Origin of the sequence: Endozoicomonas sp. ALE010, from assembly GCF_049310165.1 — a bacterium.
GTDB lineage: Bacteria > Pseudomonadota > Gammaproteobacteria > Pseudomonadales > Endozoicomonadaceae > Endozoicomonas.
The window spans coordinates 14,905-33,653 of the sequence record NZ_JBLYNV010000020.1; the positions used below are offsets into that span (position 1 = coordinate 14,905).

16 protein-coding genes and 1 other RNA gene are annotated in these 18,749 nt (G+C 49.3%); 6 read left to right on the top strand and 11 right to left on the bottom strand.

What is annotated here, in order from left to right; translation table 11 throughout:
• Positions 1-36: 36 nt before the first annotated feature.
• On the bottom strand, positions 37-2,307 hold the full coding sequence (gene nrdA / locus ACO6UY_RS10510) for a class 1a ribonucleoside-diphosphate reductase subunit alpha (RefSeq protein ID WP_422450024.1): 2,271 nt from the start codon (positions 2,305-2,307) through the stop codon (positions 37-39).
• Positions 2,308-3,124: 817 nt separating this feature from the next.
• Here nrdA and ACO6UY_RS10515 point away from each other — a divergent pair.
• The gene (locus tag ACO6UY_RS10515; RefSeq protein WP_422450025.1) at positions 3,125-3,841 is read left to right on the top strand and encodes a winged helix-turn-helix domain-containing protein; all 717 of its coding nucleotides are present in this window, start codon (positions 3,125-3,127) and stop codon (positions 3,839-3,841) included.
• 28 nt (positions 3,842-3,869) lie between these two features.
• Positions 3,870-5,456 carry an ATP-binding protein gene (locus tag ACO6UY_RS10520; protein WP_422450026.1) on the top strand — a complete coding sequence of 529 codons (1,587 nt, stop codon included), beginning with the start codon at positions 3,870-3,872 and terminating at the stop codon, positions 5,454-5,456.
• Here the strand turns inward: ACO6UY_RS10520 and ACO6UY_RS10525 are convergent.
• Positions 5,346-7,490 (bottom strand): MutS-related protein, encoded by a 2,145-nt coding sequence (locus ACO6UY_RS10525; RefSeq protein ID WP_422489855.1) that lies wholly within the window; start codon positions 7,488-7,490, stop codon positions 5,346-5,348. The two genes, ACO6UY_RS10520 and ACO6UY_RS10525, sit on opposite strands and share 111 nt — an antisense overlap.
• A 228-nt stretch (positions 7,491-7,718) precedes the next feature.
• Here ACO6UY_RS10525 and ACO6UY_RS10530 point away from each other — a divergent pair, with 228 nt between their 5' ends.
• Positions 7,719-8,114: an acyl-CoA thioesterase gene (locus tag ACO6UY_RS10530; RefSeq protein WP_422450028.1), complete on the top strand. Its 396-nt coding sequence runs from the start codon at positions 7,719-7,721 to the stop codon at positions 8,112-8,114.
• Between the two features lie 42 nt (positions 8,115-8,156).
• Here ACO6UY_RS10530 and ACO6UY_RS10535 read toward each other — a convergent pair whose 3' ends face one another.
• Positions 8,157-8,750 carry a DoxX family protein gene (locus ACO6UY_RS10535; RefSeq protein ID WP_422450029.1) on the bottom strand — a complete coding sequence of 198 codons (594 nt, stop codon included), beginning with the start codon at positions 8,748-8,750 and terminating at the stop codon, positions 8,157-8,159.
• Positions 8,751-8,852: 102 nt separating this feature from the next.
• Here ACO6UY_RS10535 and ACO6UY_RS10540 point away from each other — a divergent pair, with 102 nt between their 5' ends.
• Both ACO6UY_RS10540 and ACO6UY_RS10545 read left to right on the top strand, forming a co-directional pair.
• Positions 8,853-9,449, top strand: a complete 597-nt coding sequence (locus ACO6UY_RS10540) for an RNA polymerase sigma factor (RefSeq protein WP_422450030.1) — start codon at positions 8,853-8,855, stop codon at positions 9,447-9,449.
• A complete protein-coding gene (locus tag ACO6UY_RS10545) occupies positions 9,443-9,688 on the top strand; it encodes a zf-HC2 domain-containing protein (RefSeq protein WP_422450031.1) in 246 nt (81 codons plus the stop codon). The genes ACO6UY_RS10540 and ACO6UY_RS10545 overlap by 7 nt, the downstream gene beginning before the upstream one ends.
• Before the next feature lie 247 nt (positions 9,689-9,935).
• Here ACO6UY_RS10545 and ACO6UY_RS10550 read toward each other — a convergent pair whose 3' ends face one another.
• From ACO6UY_RS10550 to ACO6UY_RS10565, 4 genes are all read right to left on the bottom strand, one after another.
• On the bottom strand, positions 9,936-10,691 hold the full coding sequence (locus ACO6UY_RS10550) for a DNA-binding domain-containing protein (RefSeq protein ID WP_422489857.1): 756 nt from the start codon (positions 10,689-10,691) through the stop codon (positions 9,936-9,938).
• A complete protein-coding gene (locus tag ACO6UY_RS10555; protein ID WP_422450033.1) occupies positions 10,684-11,535 on the bottom strand; it encodes a DUF692 domain-containing protein in 852 nt (283 codons plus the stop codon). The genes ACO6UY_RS10550 and ACO6UY_RS10555 overlap by 8 nt, the downstream gene beginning before the upstream one ends.
• On the bottom strand, positions 11,535-11,885 hold the full coding sequence (locus tag ACO6UY_RS10560; protein ID WP_422450034.1) for a hypothetical protein: 351 nt from the start codon (positions 11,883-11,885) through the stop codon (positions 11,535-11,537). Before ACO6UY_RS10560 ends, ACO6UY_RS10555 begins: the two co-directional genes overlap by 1 nt.
• A 140-nt stretch (positions 11,886-12,025) precedes the next feature.
• Positions 12,026-13,084 carry an aldose epimerase family protein gene (locus ACO6UY_RS10565; protein ID WP_422450035.1) on the bottom strand — a complete coding sequence of 353 codons (1,059 nt, stop codon included), beginning with the start codon at positions 13,082-13,084 and terminating at the stop codon, positions 12,026-12,028.
• A gap of 417 nt (positions 13,085-13,501) precedes the next feature.
• Here ACO6UY_RS10565 and ssrA point away from each other — a divergent pair.
• Positions 13,502-13,886: a transfer-messenger RNA gene (ssrA, locus tag ACO6UY_RS10570) on the top strand.
• A gap of 270 nt (positions 13,887-14,156) precedes the next feature.
• Here the strand turns inward: ssrA and ACO6UY_RS10575 are convergent.
• The 4 genes from ACO6UY_RS10575 to ACO6UY_RS10590 all read right to left on the bottom strand — a co-directional run bounded on the left by ACO6UY_RS10575 (position 14,157) and on the right by ACO6UY_RS10590 (position 18,656).
• On the bottom strand, positions 14,157-14,540 hold the full coding sequence (locus tag ACO6UY_RS10575; protein WP_422450036.1) for a hypothetical protein: 384 nt from the start codon (positions 14,538-14,540) through the stop codon (positions 14,157-14,159).
• Positions 14,541-14,590: 50 nt separating this feature from the next.
• Positions 14,591-14,887: a hypothetical protein gene (locus ACO6UY_RS10580; RefSeq protein ID WP_422450037.1), complete on the bottom strand. Its 297-nt coding sequence runs from the start codon at positions 14,885-14,887 to the stop codon at positions 14,591-14,593.
• A 623-nt stretch (positions 14,888-15,510) separates the two neighbouring features.
• Entirely contained in the window at positions 15,511-16,206 is a 696-nt protein-coding gene (locus ACO6UY_RS10585) for a hypothetical protein (RefSeq protein ID WP_422450038.1), read from the bottom strand.
• Positions 16,207-16,373: 167 nt separating this feature from the next.
• Positions 16,374-18,656 (bottom strand): hypothetical protein, encoded by a 2,283-nt coding sequence (locus tag ACO6UY_RS10590; RefSeq protein ID WP_422450039.1) that lies wholly within the window; start codon positions 18,654-18,656, stop codon positions 16,374-16,376.
• Positions 18,657-18,749 lie beyond the last annotated feature (93 nt).

The window sequence follows — 18,749 nt, forward strand, 5'->3', positions numbered from 1 at the left end:
TCGCTATTGATCAATAGTTCTGACAAGGGATGTTCATCAGATTTTGCAGGCCCCCCCTGCGCAGTCATCATCCATGTCATTCTGAGCGTCAGCGGCACCATCACGGGTATTGTGGTAATACAGTGTTTTTACGCCCAGTTTGTAAGCGGTCAGCAGGTCTTTCAGCAGCAGCTTCATCGGAACTTTGCCGCCTTCAAAGAGACCGGGATCATAGTTGGTGTTGGCTGAGATCGTCTGGTCGACAAACTTCTGCATGATGGCAACCAGCTGAAGGTAGCCATCGTTGTTCGGGATGTTCCAGAGCAGTTCATAACGATCCTTAAGCTCGACGAAATCAGGAACAACCTGCTTGAGAATGCCATCTTTGCTGGCCTTAACGCTGACAAAGCCCCGGGGCGGCTCAATACCGTTGGTGGCGTTACTGATCTGGGATGATGTCTCGGATGGCATCAGGGCGGTCAGTGTTGAGTTGCGCAGGCCGAACGACTTGATCTCCTCACGCAAGCTTTCCCAGTCAAGATGCAGGGACTCTTCACAAACCGTATCAAGGTCACGTTTGTAGGTATCGATAGGTAAGATACCCTTGGCATACGTGGTCTCATTGAATTTGGAGCAGGTGCCTTTCTCTCTGGCCAGCTTGTTTGACGCTTTCAACAGGTAGTATTGAATGGCTTCAAAGGTGCGGTGGGTCAGGCCATTGGCGGAGCCATCCGAATACCGGACATTGTTTTTGGCCAGGTAGTTGGCGAAGTTAATCACCCCGACACCCAGGGGACGCCGTCCCATGGTTGAGTTGTAAGCCGCAGCAACCGGGTAGTCCTGGTAGTCCAGCAGGCTGTCGAGGGCACGCACAATCAGTTCTGACAACTCTTCCAGTTCTGCCAGATCCTTCAGGGCTCCCAGGTTAAATGCGGCCAGGGTGCACAGGGCAATCTCGCCCTCTTCGTCATGGATATGATCCAGAGGTTTGGTGGGCAGGGCAATTTCCAGGCACAGGTTACTCTGGCGAACCGGGGCCACTGCCGGATCAAATGGGCTGTGGGTATTGCAGTGATCGACGTTTTGCAGGTAGATTCGCCCGGTACTGGCCCGCTCGGAGGCAAACAGTGAAAAGAGTTCAATCGCCTTCAGCGTGGTCTTACGGATGCTGCTGTCCTGCTCATATTGCTTGTAGAGCCTTTCAAACGCTTCCTGGTCAGCAAAGAACGCATCATACAGTCCCGGCACATCGCTGGGTGAAAAGAGGGTGATATTACCGCCTTCGATCAGGCGCTGGTACATCAGCTTGTTAAACTGCACGCCATAGTCCAGGTGGCGAACGCGGTTATCATCCACCCCCCGGTTGTTTTTCAGAACCAGCAGGTTTTCAACTTCCAGGTGCCAGATCGGGTAGAAGAGGGTCGCTGCGCCACCGCGAACACCACCTTGAGAGCACGATTTTACGGCCGTCTGGAAGTGCTTGTAGAAAGGGATACAGCCGGTATGGAAGGCTTCTCCCCCACGGATCGGGCTGCCCAGGGCGCGAATATTACCGGCGTTGATACCAATCCCCGCCCGCTGGCTGACGTATTTAACAATAGCGCTGGACGTGGCATTGATGGAGTCCAGTGAGTCCCCGCATTCAATCAGTACGCAAGAGCTGAACTGACGGGTAGGTGTACGTACCCCGGACATGATCGGGGTGGGCAGAGAGAGTCTGAAGGTGGACACCGCATGGTAGAAACGCTCAATGAAATCCAGGCGAGTCTCTTTCGGGTATTGTGCAAACAGGCAGGCACCAATGAGCATGTACAGAATCTGGGGGCTCTCGTAGTACTCGCCGGTTACCCGGTTCTGCACCAGGTATTTGCCCTCAAGTTGCTTGACCGCTGCATAGCTGAAGTTCATATCCCGGCGGTGATCAATAAAGCGTTCCATCTGATCAAACTCAGCTTCACTGTAGTCCGTCAGGAGGTGCTGGTCATACTTCTTCATCTCCACCAGTTTGACCACATGGCTATACAGTCCGGGCGGTTCAAACTGGCCGTAGGCCTTTTTCCGCAGGTGGAAGATGGCCAGGCGGGCAGCCAGATACTGATAGTCCGGAGCCTGGGCCGAAATCAGGTCGGCAGCGGATTTGATCAGTGTTTCATGGATATCCGTGGTCTTGATGCCATCGTAGAACTGTATGTGAGACTTAAGTTCAACTTCAGAAACGGAGACGTTGTCCAGGCCCTCGGCTGCCCATGTAATCACTTTATGGATCTTCTCAAGATCCAGTTGTTCCTTATCTCCGTCACGCTTGGTGACCAGGATATTTTTATTCATTCAGCCCTTACCTGTGTATTCAATGAACACGCTTGATCAAGCGCGGCTATCAATGACCTTGCAGCACGCTTCATGGCCCGGTCAGACCAGCAGACAGTATTACTGCACGTGCTGTCCATCACTGTCTTATCGCCAGCCACTGTACACTGCGGTGGCTGTGAGACTATGAATCTGTCCGGGATATACCTGATGAGTCAGATCCCCGCCTCTGCGAGACAGGCTGTAGCGGCGGAACCGCGAGGCCGCGCAGCTGACAATCTGTATAAGCATTCTTCCCTGATTACCGTCCGCTCTTCCGTTATGTGCTGCTGCCAACAGTAAATCCGCTGTTTGGCTGGACTGTTGCCTGAGGCATTTCCGGTATGCCGGGTTGCTCGGGCGGCAATGTGTTACTCAGCAGCGAGGGGTACCATATATAGTGTAGCGGCCGTTTATCTACACAAGATAATGCGCAGTCGGGAGAAATTCAAGCCGATAAAACCAGGGGGGTGCTGTGGATAAGATGTGGATTTCTTTCGGTGTTGGTGCCCACTAACTCCCGGGTAACTTTTTCAGACAGAACGAGAAGTTTGCAAGCTCAAGATGGGATTTTGTCAAAATAAAAAAATATTCTGAGTCCGCTTCGGAGAAAAAAATCATGAATACTCTGGCTTCCGGATGTTGATTCAGAAATGTTTGGGCCTGCTCCGGTTCCGGGGAGGACGTTCGATCGTCGGTAGTGTAACATCTACGGCCCATAAACCATCAGATTGCCAGTGAAGTGCCGGTTTTTTGCCGCTTTCAATATTTCGTCTCTTAAACCCTGGGGTGTAAAACAATGGCTTTGGATAATGCAGAAACGGGTCGCATCCTGATTGTTGAGGATGATGAGCGTCTGGCAACCCTGACCCGTGAGTATCTTGAAAATAATGGCCTTCAGGTGTCGGTGGAAGGTGATGGTGGTAAGGCCGTTGAACGTATTTTGAGTGAGCGCCCCGATCTGGTGGTACTGGATCTGATGCTGCCGGGGGAAGATGGGGTGTCCATCTGTCGCCGGGTGCGAGGCCAGTATCATGGTCAGATACTGATGCTGACTGCCCGCACCGATGACCTTGACGAAGTGCTGGGGCTGGAAATGGGTGCGGATGATTATGTTGCCAAACCGGTCCGTCCAAGAGTATTGCTTGCCCGTATAAGAGCCCTGCTGAGAAGGGGCTCGGCACCGTTAGAAGACGAGCCGGAAGTGCAGAATAGCCTTCGCTTTGGCGCGCTGGTGGTTGATAACTCCATGCGTGAGGCCTGGCTGGATGACCAGAGCGTCGACCTCACCAGCGCTGAATTTGATCTGCTCTGGCTGCTCTGTTCAAATGCTGGCCGGGTGTTGAGCCGGGAAGAGATCTTTGCCCAGTTGCGCGGGATTGAATACGACGGTCAGGACCGTTCCATCGATGTCAGGGTTTCACGCATTCGCCCCAAAATTGGCGACGACCCGATGCACCCTCGTCTGATCAAGACGGTGCGCAGTAAAGGGTATCTTTTTGTGAAGAGCATGTGACAAATGAGTAAGTTGCTGGCATAGCGTCATGAGCAGTATTTTTCTTCGTATCTATGGCGGCCTGCTGTTTTCCCTGGTTCTGGTCTCAGTGCTGTCTGGCATAGTGGTCACTATTGTCAATGGTGTTCGATTGGCCGAGTACCGGGAAGATATGGCCCGAGGGACCTTCCGTCTCGTCTCTGAAGTACTGGCCGCCATGCCAGAAGAGCAGCGGCATAAGTGGCTGGGAGAGTGGGGACATAAACTGTCGATTCCTTTTTCAATGTTGCCTTTGGAGCGATCCGACTTCACACCTAAAGAGATTGAGCAGCTCTCTTTAGGGGGGATTGATGTTCAGATGCTGACGGAAAAGGCCGCAGTTATTACCGCCTTGATTGATGACCGGTGGTTGTTGCAGGGACGGGTGGCGGAGATATCTGAACAAATGGCAAGTGGTACCATTGTTTTTCTCAGACACCTGCTCAGCCATTACTCTGCGGATGAGCGAGTGACGGTATTGGCTCAGCGATCCGGAGAATCGCTGAGCTTTCCTGTGTCCATTGTTCACTCCGCTACGTCGTTAACGCCCCTGCAAAACACCCAGTTGCAGCAGGGCAGTATTGTGACTGTGTTGAACATCAGAGATGAATCGCTCCAGCTCTATGCCCAGATGAAGGACAGTGATCAGATACTCCATCTTGGTCCATTGAAATTACTGAACCCTTATCCTTTTAAACTGATCCTGACCCTGGGGCTGTTCGTCTTGATCTCTCTGAGCCTTGCCATCTATATCCTGGTCAGGGGAATGGAGAAGCGGCTGCGAAAACTGGAAAGAGCGGCGACACGCTTTAGCCGGGGAGACTTTGAAGTACGGGTTAATGTTGGCGGGGCGGATTCCATTGGTCGCCTGGCCATGGCGTTTAATGCCATGGCCGACCATATTCAGCGTCTGCTGAGTCTGCAAAAAGAGATGATTCATGGCGTATCCCATGAATTAAGAACCCCCGTAGCAAGGTTGCGCTTTGGCCTGGATTTGATTGCCGATGCCAGAACACAGGAAGCGCGGGAGGCCCAGCTGGAGGGCATGGACCAGGATATCCAGGAACTGGATCATCTGGTGGATGAGTTTCTGACCTATGCCAACCTGGAGCAGGGAACCCCGACCCTCCGTTTGAAACGTCATGACGTTGATAAAGTAGTGGCCCAGGTGGTTGGCGAGCATCTCAGATTACAGAACCGGGTTGAGATCGAGCATATTCCCTGCAATGTGTTAAACCCGAGGCGGTTTGTCGAAATTGACCGGCGCTATATTCATCGGGCGATACAGAACCTGGTAGGCAATGCCTGTCGCTATGCGGACAGTAAAGTTCAGGTGCGTTTTTCATCCACCCAGGACACTTGTCGTATTGATGTGGATGATGACGGGGCCGGGATTCCGGAAGAGCAGTGGGAACGGGTATTTTCTGCTTTTTCCCGACTGGACGACAGCAGAACACGCAAGTCAGGAGGCTATGGTCTGGGGCTCTCAATCGTCCGGCGGATTATGTACTGGCATGGGGGGCGGGCGCTGGTCAGCCACAGTCCCCTGGGGGGAGCCCGGTTCAGTCTGGTCTGGCCCAGGAAGCAGAGGCATTAAAGTTTCTGATGTTTCCGGGAACGTCTCCCCGGGAACATCAAGAAGATCTTGAAGAATTTCAAGAAAGTCCTCCTGGACGCCTTCCTCTTTGAGAATATGGAAGGCAACGTTCTGGGTTGAGAAGCCGGGTTTCAGGACATAATCATAGTGCAGGCGGCCTTCACTGTTGATCTCAGCGCTGACATGAAGATTTTGAAACCTGTCCGGGAACTGATCAGCCAGTGAGGCCAGCCGGGCATAGTGGGTAGAAGAAATGCTGATCGTCCCGGGTAAATCGCCAATCGATTTTATATAGGTGAGTGCACCGATCTCCCCTTCTTCAGGGCTGGTATTGCTGAAAATTTCATCCAGAAAAGCAATGCTGAACTGACCAGTCTCCAATGCGCGTAATGCCTCCAGCAGCTTGATAGCGCGTTTTGATTCTGCGCTGAAACTGGAAACGCCAGTAATCATTTCAGGCTCAATGACGGTATGAATAAAGGAAAATGGTGTCAGTTTAAAGGACGCAGCCGGAGATATACCCAGTGTCTGCGCCATAATGACGTTGAGTGCAGCAGCAATCATGGCATTGGATTTTCCTGCAGCATTCGGCCCGGTAATAATGATATTGGTCGGTGCTATGGCGTGGTTGGCGGCAAGGTCATTGGAAACCGCAATGGCAGGGGAGAGCAGAGGGTTCCAGAAGCCCTGAAGCTCGATACCCGGTTGTGCTGATACTTGATATTGTGCAAAGCACAACGGATTATTTTCCCGGTAAGAAGACGACCGCAGCAGCTTGGCAACGGTCAGCCAGGCATCAATCTCACCGGTGGCCTGCATAATCCTGATCAGTGGGATGTGGTTTCGGCGCAGCAGCATCAGGCTTCTTTTGTAGCGTCCCATGTTGGTTACCAGATAGGTGAGTGTGTCGGGTGTTTTCTCTGGCGCATCGTTTAACAGTGTGGCTATCTCCTGAATCTGGGTGGAATTGCGAAATTTCAGGAAGCCGCTGTCATGGTCCAGAATATCCTCAAGGGCCGGGTGATGCCGGGCCAGTTGCTTTAGTTCTCTGGCGCTGGCCAATGCTCTTCCGGGTCTGCGGCTGCGCTCCATGACAAACGTGTAAGCGGCCCGATTATCCTGAAAGAGCCAGTATGATTGATAAATGGCGATCATTTGCAGTACCGCAAAGCTACCGAAGGTGAAAATTTTGACCGGTGGTGGAAGCCCCTGAAAGTGATCGTGCATTTCAGAGATGGCCAGGTTCATATTGGCTGGCAGGTTGATGGCTGAATTGAGAAGCCCATGAATAATCCCGTATTGCGAGTCAAACTTGCCAAGCAGCGTCGACCCGATCAGGCCGATAGGTACATTCAATGCACTCATAACACTAATGATGTCGTTTAATCGGCGGGCAATCTCTTCATAGAAGGCATCGGAGGTGAGCCCCGGAATGTATGTCTGGTAATCAATCTCATCAAAATGGGGGCTGTTCACGGCATCAGAAGGGTCGAGCAGGGCAATGAGTCCATCTTCATCCGCGGCATAGCGGATCAGTTGCTCCTCAATCTGAAAGATGACTTTGGGGTGATCCAGCAAGTATTGAAGTGCGTTTTGGCGTTTTTCAAGAACCTCTATATCCGTAATTGGGGATATCAGCAGGTTGGCCAACATAATTTCACCCGCGACCGTCATCGGAGAGCCTAAATTGCCGAGCAGGCTATGTCCGGGGTTTTGTACGGTGCCACTGAGAATATGCAGGTCTTTAACGGCATGATGGGTCATTATCTCGTTGCCCGTTTTATGAGTACGGGAAAAATTTTGCAAAAGAATGCTGCGTCTTTCTCCCGGGGACAGAAGAATTTCAGGTAACTCCTGTTTCTGGTTACGCGAGTTTATGGCGTTTTTGTATTTATCTGCGGAGTGGATTTTTGCCAGGTGATCATGTATCAGCTGATAAGTGTTGGTGATCTCCATGCCTGCGTCAGCATTAAGACTTGCGCTAATGGATGTGATTAACAGGAATATTAAATAATCAGTGGCTCTTGATTTCATTGGGTATTTTCGATGGACAGTTTTTATTGTTTAACATTTCATGTTGCACATCAGAGGCCTTTGGGTAATCAGGGTTACAATCCCGGTTTTTTAGGCCAATGAGCGGATTTATTGTCAATTGAGCAACTCATATCCCCTTAAGCTTGTGTAAAAATAGATGAGAAGCCATAGTCTCGCCATACACTGATGATGTGATCCATTTCAAGCGATTGATCGAGAGAGTAAAGCATGTCATTCCGTCTGGAGATGAAGGTTCGCGACTATGAGTGCGACCTGCAGGGAATCGTCAACAACAGTGTCTATTTCAATTATCTGGAGCATGCACGGCATGAGTTTCTGCACGCTAACGCTATCGACTTTGCCAGTCTGGCTGCAGAGAAAATTCATCTGGTGGTGCTGAGAAGTGAGATGGATTACAAAATGTCGCTGGTACCTGGGGATGAATTTTATGTAGAAGTAGAACCCGTGCGACTTTCCAAACTGAAATTTGGTTTTAAACAGAAAATCTTCCGGAAACGGGATAACAGGCTGGCCATCGATGCGCTGGTTATTGGTACATCAGTGAACGCTAAAGGGCGGCCTTTTCTATCAGAAGACATTGACCGGGTATTTCCACTGGCATGACAAAGGATAAAAACGTCAGCGCTTGTCTGACGTTTCTGATCGTTATTTGTTCAGCAGTTTCCTTCCGGCAAAATAATCCAGACTGACATAACGTCCGGCTCCCTGGAAAACCAGCACCAGCAACATCACCAGGTAGGTGGCGGCAAACTCAATGCCATTGTTCAGAATCACCGGCTTGCCAAACTCGGTAATATAGTGGTAGCGGCCGGGATGGTTTGACTTCAGCCAGCCCAGAAACCCATTCAGTCTTTGGGTTGCTTCAGCGGCGTGTTCATTGGCAGCAAAGCTGCCCGGGTCAGCAATGGCCTGCCAGCCATGGGGCCAGTGCACCGCGAAAATAGCCACCAGCATAGTGATGATCAATGGGACTGAAATCAACCGAATGCCCAGGCCGGCCACCAGCAGCACAGCGCCGATAATCTCTGTCCAGGTCGCCAGTGCTGCCATCAGCCAGGGGAAGGGGAGGGCCAGTCCATGCTCAAACCACATCACAATATCGTCAAAGTGCGCCAGTTTGTTGGTGCCGGCAATCCAGAAGATGGGGGCAAGGTACAGGCGCAGGGCCAGCAACGGAAGCCCATCAGCGTGATGGAGGTAACCTGCTGTTTTTTGGTAGAGTGACAGGATCTTATTCATGGCTGATTCCCTGGATGTTCTTATTGAGTTATTCACTCAACGTTTCAGCCGTGGGATTGTTACAGTGTGCAGGTTATTTTTTCATTCCGGGTTTGTAACGATATGGACGATGAAGCGTTAATAATAAAACAGGCACAAAATGGTGATCAGCAGGCGTTTACAGTGCTGGTGAAGCATTACTATCGCTTGATGCGCTTCGTTGCCCTGCCGATTGTGGGCGAAAGTGATGCCGATGAGATTGTCCAGGAAGCCTGGTTGACGGTGCATCAGAAACTGCCTCAATGGCAGCCCAGAGGCAGTTTCAAGGGATGGTTGCTGACCATTACCGCCAATGAAGCCCGTTCCCGCTATCGTCGGCAGAAACGTGAGCTGCTGTCCGATGCTCCGGAAGAAGCGCCGCTGGCCCATCGTTTTAAAGAAGATGGCCATTGGCAACAGCCGCCTTCCAACTGGCACATCGATGGGCCGGGGGCGCTATTGGATAAACGGGAACTGATGGACTGCCTGAACCATAAGATCACCATGTTGCCGGAGAAGCAGCGTCTGGTGTTTGGCTTGAAAGATTTCAGCCAGATGTCACTGGATGATATTTCCGGTTTTATCGGTGAGTCCGCAGCCAATGTCAGGGTTCTGCTGCACCGGGCGCGGGCAACGCTGTATTCCGGTATTGAACAGTTTCAGGAGACAGGCCGATGTTGAAATGTCGGGATATCGAGCAAATGGCGGGTCAGCTTCAGGATGACGAGCTGAACTGGCGACAGCGTCTGAGTATGCGAATGCATTTGATCATGTGCCACCATTGCCGACGTTTTCTCAAACAGTTTGCCGCCATTAAAAAGCTGGCAGAGCACTCCGTCAGTGAACCGGCGTCTGATGATGAAGTGAAGTCGGTCATGGATAAAATTAACGGTTCACCCTGGGAGCCTGACCGAGAATAGACTGCCCTACGCGGCAACTGCTCTCCTGCGTTGCCCTAGCTCCTGCATCCATGCAGTCGTGCGGTGGCAGCAAATTGGTCTAAAATCCGCTTTTGTTCGGCAAATAGCCCCGCTATTCACCTCACAAAACCGAATTTTTATCCTCAATTTTCTGCCATCCTCGCTACGGGCGCTATTCTCGGTCAGGCTCCCAGGGGTAGAGTGCCCCTGGGTTTTTTAGTCATAACTGTCGAATATTATTCTTGCTTTAAAGCCTTCCCACAATCAAACCCAGTTGATAAAAACGCATCAATGCCTGCTCAGCATAAGGCTTGACCCGGGTTCGCTCGGCCACCGTCAGGTGTTGCAATGTCTGCTTGATAAGCTGCTCCTGGTTCACCGGCTGATCAAGGGTGGAGGCAGTTTGAAAAAGCTGCCAGGCCAGTGCATCCACCGTCAGAAACCGCGTTTCATTTTCCTGACGGTAAAGAATCAGCAGGGTTGGTTGTTCGGGAGCGGCCTGTGGTTGAAAGTCACGGCTGATTTTATGGACAGGGTATTGGTAGGCGGCGGCCACGGCATTAACCGACCATATCAGTGCATCTTCACAGTCTGAAAAAACCGCGATTGCTGTGGCGGCTGGTTCGTCCTGTTCATTGCCCAGCAACAGGGTTTCCAGCCATTCATAGTGGGCCAGTTCCCGGAGGAACGGTGGCAGAGTGTGGGACTTATCAGTCACTGGATTAGTATTAAGCCAGGCCAGAAACTCCCCGGAGATATCAATAAAGTAGGGGGAGCTGGCAGGGTGATCGGCAATAAAGCGATCCACCAGATGATTGAACGCCTCCTCCGGCAATAACTTTTTCAACACCGGGAAGCCTTGGCTGACAAAGTTAGATATATTGTTTCGGATCAGCCGGGAGTAAACGGCAAAGCGTTCCGGCTTTATCTGCTCAAATGGATTATCAGTCTGATGACGTATAGCCTCGGTAAACTGCTGTTGAACTATCTGGAAATCATCCACAGGCGTACTCCTTCTGCTGATGCATCACAGAGTGCTGAATCCGGTGTATGGAATCGAGCTCTTCAACCAGTTTATCCAGTGGCGGAATATTAAAGTCCCGCTCCAGTAGCGTTGGGAAAACGCCGTGGTATTGGTAAGCTTTGCCAAGCAGCTGCCAGACATCATCGCGAACTGGTGCGCCATGACTGTCGATAATAAGGTCCGGCTGCTCAACATAATGACCGGCAATATGGCCGTAGCTGATACGCTCAGTGGGCAACTGCCTCAGAAACGTATCTGCGTCATAACCATGATTGACGCTGTTGACAAAAATATTGTTGATATCCAGCAGCAGCTCACAATCCGCCAGTTCCAGAACCCGATGAATAAACTCAATTTCCGGCATCTGTTGCCCGGGAGCGCAGTAGTAAGAGACGTTCTCCACCGCAATGGGCTCACCCAGAAAGTCCTGGGTCTGTTTTATCCGGTCCGCCACGTAATGTGAAGCCGCTTTGGTAAAGGGAATAGGCATCAGGTCATAGAGATGCCCCTGGTCAGAGCAGTAACTCAGGTGTTCGGTGTAACGAACTACCTGATGCGCCTGTAGAAATGCCCTGATATCGCGCAGCAGATTCATATCCAGCGGTGTCGGACCACCCAGTGACAGGGAGAGACCGTGGCAAACCAGCGGTGTCTGATCGAGAATCTGCTCCAGCAGCTCGCGTCTCTGTTGCGGCGCTTTAATCCAGTTTTCCGGAGCAACCTCCAGAAACTGAACAGAGGAGGGCACCTTTTTGGCCAGGCTCTGAAGATGCTCCCGGCGCAGGCCAAGGCCTGCACCGCTGAGTGAAGGAACAGGCTTCATCAGGCGGCTCCGCACTTGCCTTCGCCGCATTTGCCTTCTTCATCCTTGCTGGCTGATTCGCCGCACTTGCCTTCACCGCATTTGCCTTCGCCCGCTTTCATGGCACTGTCGCCACCGCATTTGCCCTCACCACACTTCCCTTCGTCCGCTTTGGCCGATGCCGAAGATGCACCACATTTGCCTTCACCACATTTGCCCTCATCCACCTGTTTTTCCGCCAGCACAATGCCCTCATAGCCCTGGCTCAAAGAGCTGATGGAGCCGGTCATATCGGCACTGACGGTGACGGATGCAGCGGAAACCAGAGTGGCAGCAACCAGGTTGGTCAGTTTGTTGGTTTTTGTTGTCATGGTGACTCTCCTGTCGTTTTTTAACCGACCGCAAAGTGCGGACTTATCAATACAACGGGAAAGTCGGTGGGATGTTACAGATTCGTTGAAAAAAAATGGAAAAATAATTTCAGGCCGGTGGTTCCGGCCTGAAAGGGCCTTTATAAAAGGCCAAAGCGGAAAATAGTTTTTTCCTGATAGGTTTCACCGGGATTCAGCCGGGTTGAAGGAAACTCCAGCCTGTTGGGGGAGTCCGGAAAATGCTGGGTCTCCAGGCAGAAACCTGCCCGCATACCATATTGGCTGCCACCCCGTGCAGGCTCACCTGCCAGATAGTTGCCGGTATAGAACTGCACTCCCGGTTGAGTGGTAAGTACCTCCAGGGTACGACCACTGTCTGGTTCTTCTACTCGGGCGACAGGTGTCAGAGCGCGATCATTCCCCCTCTCCGTCCAGATAACCCAGTTATGATCGTATCCCCTGGCCTGCTTCAGCTGAACAAAGTCTTGGGCGATATCCTGACCAATAGGCTTCATAGTGGTGAAATCCATGGGGGTGTTAATGACTGGCTCAATCTCACCGTATGGAATGGACGTTTCATCCGTTGGGGTGAACTGGCGGCAGTGCAGCAGCAGCCGGTGGCTGAGACAGTCGTCACTGCCATTAAGGTTGAAATAAGCGTGGTTGGTCAGGTTAACCACGGTGGGGGCGTCCGTCGTTGCCCGATACTCAATACCCAGCTCATTCTGGTTATTCAGGGTGTAGATCACGTTGACACTCAGGTTACCGGGATAACCCTCTTCACCATCTTCTGATTCATAGTTAAGGGACAGTGTGCTTATGTCGTCACTGGTCTGGGACTCTGCCCGCCACAGGTGATGATCAAACCCAACCTTGCCACCATGCAGGTGATTTGGTGCATTGTTGCAGGCCAGCTGAAACGGTTCACCCTCAAGTTCAAATTCTCCCCTGGCGATACGGTTGGCATAACGGCCAACAATGGCACCAAAATAAGCACTGGACCGCTCGTAATCCGCCACCGAATCACAGCCCAGGGTGACTTCGCCCATATTGCCTGCTTTATCCGGCACACGAATGCTCTGGATAATACCGCCCATTGTCAGGATGGTGACTTCCATGCCTTGCTGGTTACAGAGCCGGAAGGCATACACCGGTTTACCGGAGCGAGTGGCTCCAAACACTTCCTGAAAAATCTTCATAAATACGCCATTGCCCTGGAAAACAAATCGCCAACTTTCATAACCCAACTTGCAGAGAAAGTGGAGTGAGGTCTGAGGAGTGTTCACATGGAAAATTGTGAACATCCCTGGTAGGTAAAGAAAAATTCTCGCAGTCAGCGTTATCACCAAAGATAGCTATAGTATCCAAGGCTTGTATATCAATTCACTGATGGACGTCATGCCCGTGGGTATTTTTAGCACATTTTGTAACCGCTGATCGTATGCCAGTGCTGCTTGGTAATGACTACACCATCGGGCAGGGGAGATACGATTATGGCCCGGCCTGTTGCACCACCGGATCGCATTGGTGCGTCATGGCGTGAACAGCGTAATGTAGCCACTGATGTTCTCCAGCCATTGCGACATCGGCCTCTATGCTCTATAACTATTAACTCTGGGGGCGATTCGGATTCGACGACGGTATTGAACCCTGAGGTGCATGCCGAGGGCGTAGTGGTTCTCGTTAATCAAAACACTACAAACCTATTAGTTGCCAATGATAGCAACTTTGAAGCTGCAGCAGCCGCTGCTTAATCGTACTTAACACTACGAAGCTTCCAGTCTAACCGGCTCGTCTGCTGGCCGGTATTCAGACTGTCATCGTAAGCGGGCTCGCCACGATCAGCAGGTCTCTGGCTGACGGGTTAAAACCTGTGAGAATCGCACTGAAGAACCCCGACCACTGGGTCGCTACGGTGTAAAAACTAAAGGTGGATCTAAGCATGTAGAGCCAAAGGCTGAGAGCTGGCGGACGCGGGTTCAAGTCCCGCCGCCTCCACCACATATAAACCTCGTAGGTTATTCATCTACGAGGTTTTTTTATGGTTGACCAGAAGGTAGTTTTGTCTAATCGTTCAGAAAGTGTCCAACCGGATTTTTTTGAAGTGAGTCGGATTGGCTCAATACACACAAATAGAAATAATTTATACACTGGTGATTCATGAGAACCAATATTTCAATGGCATGAAGCTTCCAGACAGAAAGTGCTGGGTATTCAGCGTCGGAGCCGACCACAGCGACAACCCCTATGGCACGGTGGATATTGAGAACATTACTGAGACAATTGTCGAATTGCAGCATCATAAAACCTGCATGCCCTGTCGTGTAGATATTTGCCAATTTCGTACATTTTGTAATGGCCAACACTGGCACCAAAAACAACTAAAGACAATACAAGTGATTGTTCATCAATTATTGAATCATCTTGCTTGAGTTCCAGATACTTAAGGTATGCTTCGGGAGTCGTACGCTTGGCAAAATAATTCTCGGCGGGTGAACTGTAAAAAGCATTGATCTGATTGCAAATAGCGACGGTTGCCACTCCAGTACACACTGAGAAGATGCCTTTTTTAATCAATTCAGCTGATGATATTGGTGATAATGCAGGAGGCATTTGCAGATTGGCTGAAATTGCAGAGTTGTTGACAGGTCCCACGGTATAACCTCGATTGAAATGACAAATTATTGATTTTTTTATCTGTGAGATCAGGCAAAGTAGCTGCATGTCCGGTTGTATATGGATTTAGCTATGGACGTACCAAGGTTATACAAATCAGTCAGGCCACCACTGGCAGAAAATATGACTATCGGGATTAACACATCCTGGACAGTAATGCCAAAATCGTTGAGTTTAATGTATTCAAGACGTTGACCATGAGGCAGGTTATCGAAAGCAAAATTCCTGGCAGGCAATTCATGCTTCCGGCGAATTTCATCACAGGCAAAGGCGGTAACAAATCCAGCTTGAACTGAGAGATTGGCTTTTAATCCAACCTTACTCAACTGTGAAAATATTGTAAGAGTCTCCGAATTCCGTGGTGGTATAGTTGCCACGGAATTATTGGCAGTAGAGAGCGTTAGCATTTATGAACCTCTAATCGAATTTTTTAGGATTATTTGACTAAACAAATATTGACCACGCTGACAGAAGTAAAGTTCAATCCAGCGTATTTTTTTATAAGCCTTAATCTTGCCTGTGCAAGACAGCTCAAAGCGAATAGTCAGGCAGAATGGCGAATTATGGCGTTAACAGAACAATCGTTCCGTATATGAGATGTGCATCAGATATATTGATTTGTTATGCCTCCTTACCCCTCTTTTAGAAACAGCTTCGATGGAATCGCATTTTTATGGTCAAAAGAAGTATGTATCCGACCTTCACCACCCCTTGGTAACATTTTGATTTTAAACGATTAAAAATCGTGCCAACCATATATTCGAATAGAATATATGCTTCAAAATCAAATGATTACGTTATTTTGGTGGTGAAAGTGGGATGTATAAATCTAGGACTAAAACTATATGAATCCAAGTTTTTGGAATTTGAGGTGTTGAGAGACAGCGGCATCACTGACAGTGGGCTGTCCCAGTTTATGAAAGTGGTGCAGGCGCTTCAGAGCGCCTTACTATTCATGCTCAAGAATATGAGAGATGTGGTTTGATAGTGGAGTGTTATCATGAACTGTCTTTATTAGATTCTCTACTTCCTGAAAAGTCCTCCCCGAATAAATGGCATCAACTCTTAAACCAGATGGATCTCCTTTAAATAAAACATTGTTGGGATTATTTGGATCTTCTACAATATTACAGGCTTTACGAGGTGCCATAAGAAATACATGCCCATTTTCAAATAACCCTGTGAGCAAAGGGTATACTTTATCACTGTATTTAAGGGTTGTGTTACTCAGATTCATAATTGCATAGAGATTTTTTATATTTACTTGCTTTGGCTCATAATTAAGCCCTGAGCGGTGGTCATATTCATAACGTGTATAAGAATGTTCAAATATGCCTGAGTTGTAAATTGATATAAAATTCTTATATTTATCAGGATTTGCTATTGCTTCCATATTCTTGAATTGAATTGGACGCTGTAAATCTTCGATAGCCCTTTGATCAATAGATTTGTTGGTATTATGGCATGTCTGCTCCAGTTGGAGTTCGTCAGGCTGAGCCAGTTCATTTGCGTTAGGTTGAATCGCCTCAACTGGCAAATAGTTGAAATTGCCAGGTTGTCGCTGTTGGTCTTCTGTTGAGTTTGCTGATTGCGGTAGAGCTTTGGGCAATAATTCTGTTGGATTATTTGAAATATTGGTTAGCATAAGATCGTCATTAAATTTTATTTACCTATATTTTTGATCCTAAGTTTACAAAAAAGTTCCATTTACGGAAATTTCCTGGCTGCTACACAGTTAATAGTCCAATTCCCTGTTCCCTCTTAACCATTCCCTCACAAACTGTTTTATTTCAGCCAGCAGATTTGACTCACTTATCTGACAGCATTCCAGTTGTCCGAAATCGCAGGTAACCCCATTGCCTTATATATGCAGTTACTCCCTTTTTCCTGATTAAAGCAGTCAAGAGCCAGTGGATTTCTCACCTTTACAGGGAAGGCCTGCCTCTGATCACTTCTGCCAACCACAAGATAATAGCCACCTGTCGGTTTGTCATGGAACAAGGCAATGACCATGCTTTTGATGTGCTCGGCCCTGGCCCTTTCAACGCTGGTGGTTGGTCGTTTTGTGTTTGTCCCGGCTCCTTCAACGATCTGTTTCAGTGTGGATATAACGTCTGAGCCAAAAAGTGTCTCCAGAAATGTGTGTCTTTGCTGAGCTGTGAATAGTTCCAGCCGCTTGCAGTCTCTGTAATCAAATAAGGGCCTGCCAATGAAATCGTCGTACATCGCCTTGGCCATAAGCTCGAACTCCTGATCAGCAGGAGATGCTTTGCGCTCCTGGTCATATCCCCAGCCGAATGGATATTGCTTCAGCTTAAAGAGTCGTAATATATCATCGGCGTATTTCCGGACACATTGGCGCTGACTCTCTGAGTGTCTGGAGGCTCCTTTGTCAAACTCAGCCAAAAATTCCCCGCGAGTCCATTTTGCCGGATCCCCTTTGACATCCCAGCTTTTTGGAAAGACCACTGATTGTTTCAGCAGGTGCAGCATTGTTCCATCAATATTGCCCCCGTTGCCAGGCACTTTTTTATTGTCTGCTATTTCAGAGAGTTTTCTTGCCGAGGGTGGAGCAATCTTTTCGGCAATCTGGCGGTAGCCTACGGTTTGTGAAAACTTGTGGACACATTCGCTGGGTTTCATGGCCTGCTGTTTGACCCGGTTAAGATCACTGACAATGGCTTTTGATTTTTCTGCACAGCGCTCTTCCAGAAATTGATCCAGCTCTTTTCTTTCAGGCTCGCTTTGACAGTTTTCTACAAACTTCAGCACCGCATCTGCAATAGCCATATCCCCCTTAAGCTTGCGGATGTCGGCGATTGATGGGTAGGTTTTGGTGACAGTGACAGGCTTTGCTGTTTCCCTGGCAACAGCTGGTTTGCTGGTGACAGGTTTTGCTGCGGGCTGTGGAGTAGATGGTTTCGACCTCACTGGCGCTGGCTTTGTCTCTTCTTCTTTGTTCTTTTTGGACTGTTCAAGGAATTTCCACCCCTCTTCAAGTGTTCTGTCTACCTCCTCCATTTCCTTATCTATGGCTTCGCGGCGCTTTCTTTCCACTTCTGACTCTTTTTGGCCATCATTATTTGAGTCTGGCTCATTGACACCAGAATCAGAGCCCGGGTCTCTGCTCTCTGGAGCAGAAGGGATAGAAACTCCAGAGTCTCTTACCAGTGCGTTTACTTCATTGCTCATGAAGTTAAAAGCGGAAAGTGTCTGTAACCTGCGAAGAAGGGATTTATCGGTATCCGATTCAACCTTCTCCAGAGCATCTTTAAACGTGGGGTTACTGAAGGCTTCCGATATGCAGGCAGTTCTGACGTCGTCCATCAGCATGCCCAATTTCTCGGTCATTTGTTCGATCGCATGCTTGATGATTTCGCCCTTTGCTTTCATTCCTGCTGGCATTTGTCTGTCGAGCTGATACACGCGTCGTACGAACTCAGTAAAATGATGTGCTGCTTTTTCCTTATCGGGAGAGACAAAGTCGTGAGCCCTGAAAGTAAATAGCTCTTTTAATTCCAAAATGGCTTTTTGTCCCTTCCCCTCTCTGATTTTTCTCAAATTCTGGGAAAGTTTAATTTCAAACGTCTGATAACCCTGATCAGGTAATTCAGGAATAAAAGGGAGTGCTATATCTTCATCGAACAGTTCATCCAGCTCTGAGTCTGAAATTTCAATCTCATCGGCTTGCTTCCGGGAAGGTGGCTCTTTAGGCCTTTCCGGCTCTTTAGGCCTTGCCGGTTCTTTAGGCCTTTCCAGCTCTTTAGGCCTTTCCGGCTCTTTCCTCTTCTTTTTGGGTGCTGGTTTTTCCATCTCTGGCATCATCATGCCGAACAGTTTTTCATGTTCCAGGCAGGAAGCCTTGTCAGCCCGCCTCGGGAGAAAAGTGTGTACTTTGCTGACAACCTGGGGGTTGTACTTGTCGAGGCTTTTCCGGGTGGACGCAAAACTCTTACTGAAATTAAATGGTTGGCCTGGATCTTTATCTCCCCGGTGGCAAGTCTGTTGCTCTGTATGGGCAGAGTCACTGCCACGGCGGGCAGCAGAAGAATGTGTGTCCAGTTTGTATAGAAAGAGCTGGTTATTAGTATCCACTTGATAATCCCTGACTTAAATAACTTGAGTTAATTAAAGTTGGAGTTTTGTGAGTCCAAAAAATTCAATTTCAGCTCAGGGAATTCATCATTA

Coding starts and splice junctions, on each gene's coding strand:
- nrdA (WP_422450024.1), bottom strand. CDS start 2,307: ATGAATAAAAATATCCTGGTCACCAAGCGTGACGGAGATAAGGAACAA.
- ACO6UY_RS10515 (WP_422450025.1), top strand. CDS start 3,125: ATGGCTTTGGATAATGCAGAAACGGGTCGCATCCTGATTGTTGAGGAT.
- ACO6UY_RS10520 (WP_422450026.1), top strand. CDS start 3,870: ATGAGCAGTATTTTTCTTCGTATCTATGGCGGCCTGCTGTTTTCCCTG.
- ACO6UY_RS10525 (WP_422489855.1), bottom strand. CDS start 7,490: ATGAAATCAAGAGCCACTGATTATTTAATATTCCTGTTAATCACATCC.
- ACO6UY_RS10530 (WP_422450028.1), top strand. CDS start 7,719: ATGTCATTCCGTCTGGAGATGAAGGTTCGCGACTATGAGTGCGACCTG.
- ACO6UY_RS10535 (WP_422450029.1), bottom strand. CDS start 8,750: ATGAATAAGATCCTGTCACTCTACCAAAAAACAGCAGGTTACCTCCAT.
- ACO6UY_RS10540 (WP_422450030.1), top strand. CDS start 8,853: ATGGACGATGAAGCGTTAATAATAAAACAGGCACAAAATGGTGATCAG.
- ACO6UY_RS10545 (WP_422450031.1), top strand. CDS start 9,443: ATGTTGAAATGTCGGGATATCGAGCAAATGGCGGGTCAGCTTCAGGAT.
- ACO6UY_RS10555 (WP_422450033.1), bottom strand. CDS start 11,535: ATGAAGCCTGTTCCTTCACTCAGCGGTGCAGGCCTTGGCCTGCGCCGG.
- ACO6UY_RS10560 (WP_422450034.1), bottom strand. CDS start 11,885: ATGACAACAAAAACCAACAAACTGACCAACCTGGTTGCTGCCACTCTG.
- ACO6UY_RS10565 (WP_422450035.1), bottom strand. CDS start 13,084: ATGAAGATTTTTCAGGAAGTGTTTGGAGCCACTCGCTCCGGTAAACCG.
- ACO6UY_RS10585 (WP_422450038.1), bottom strand. CDS start 16,206: ATGCTAACCAATATTTCAAATAATCCAACAGAATTATTGCCCAAAGCT.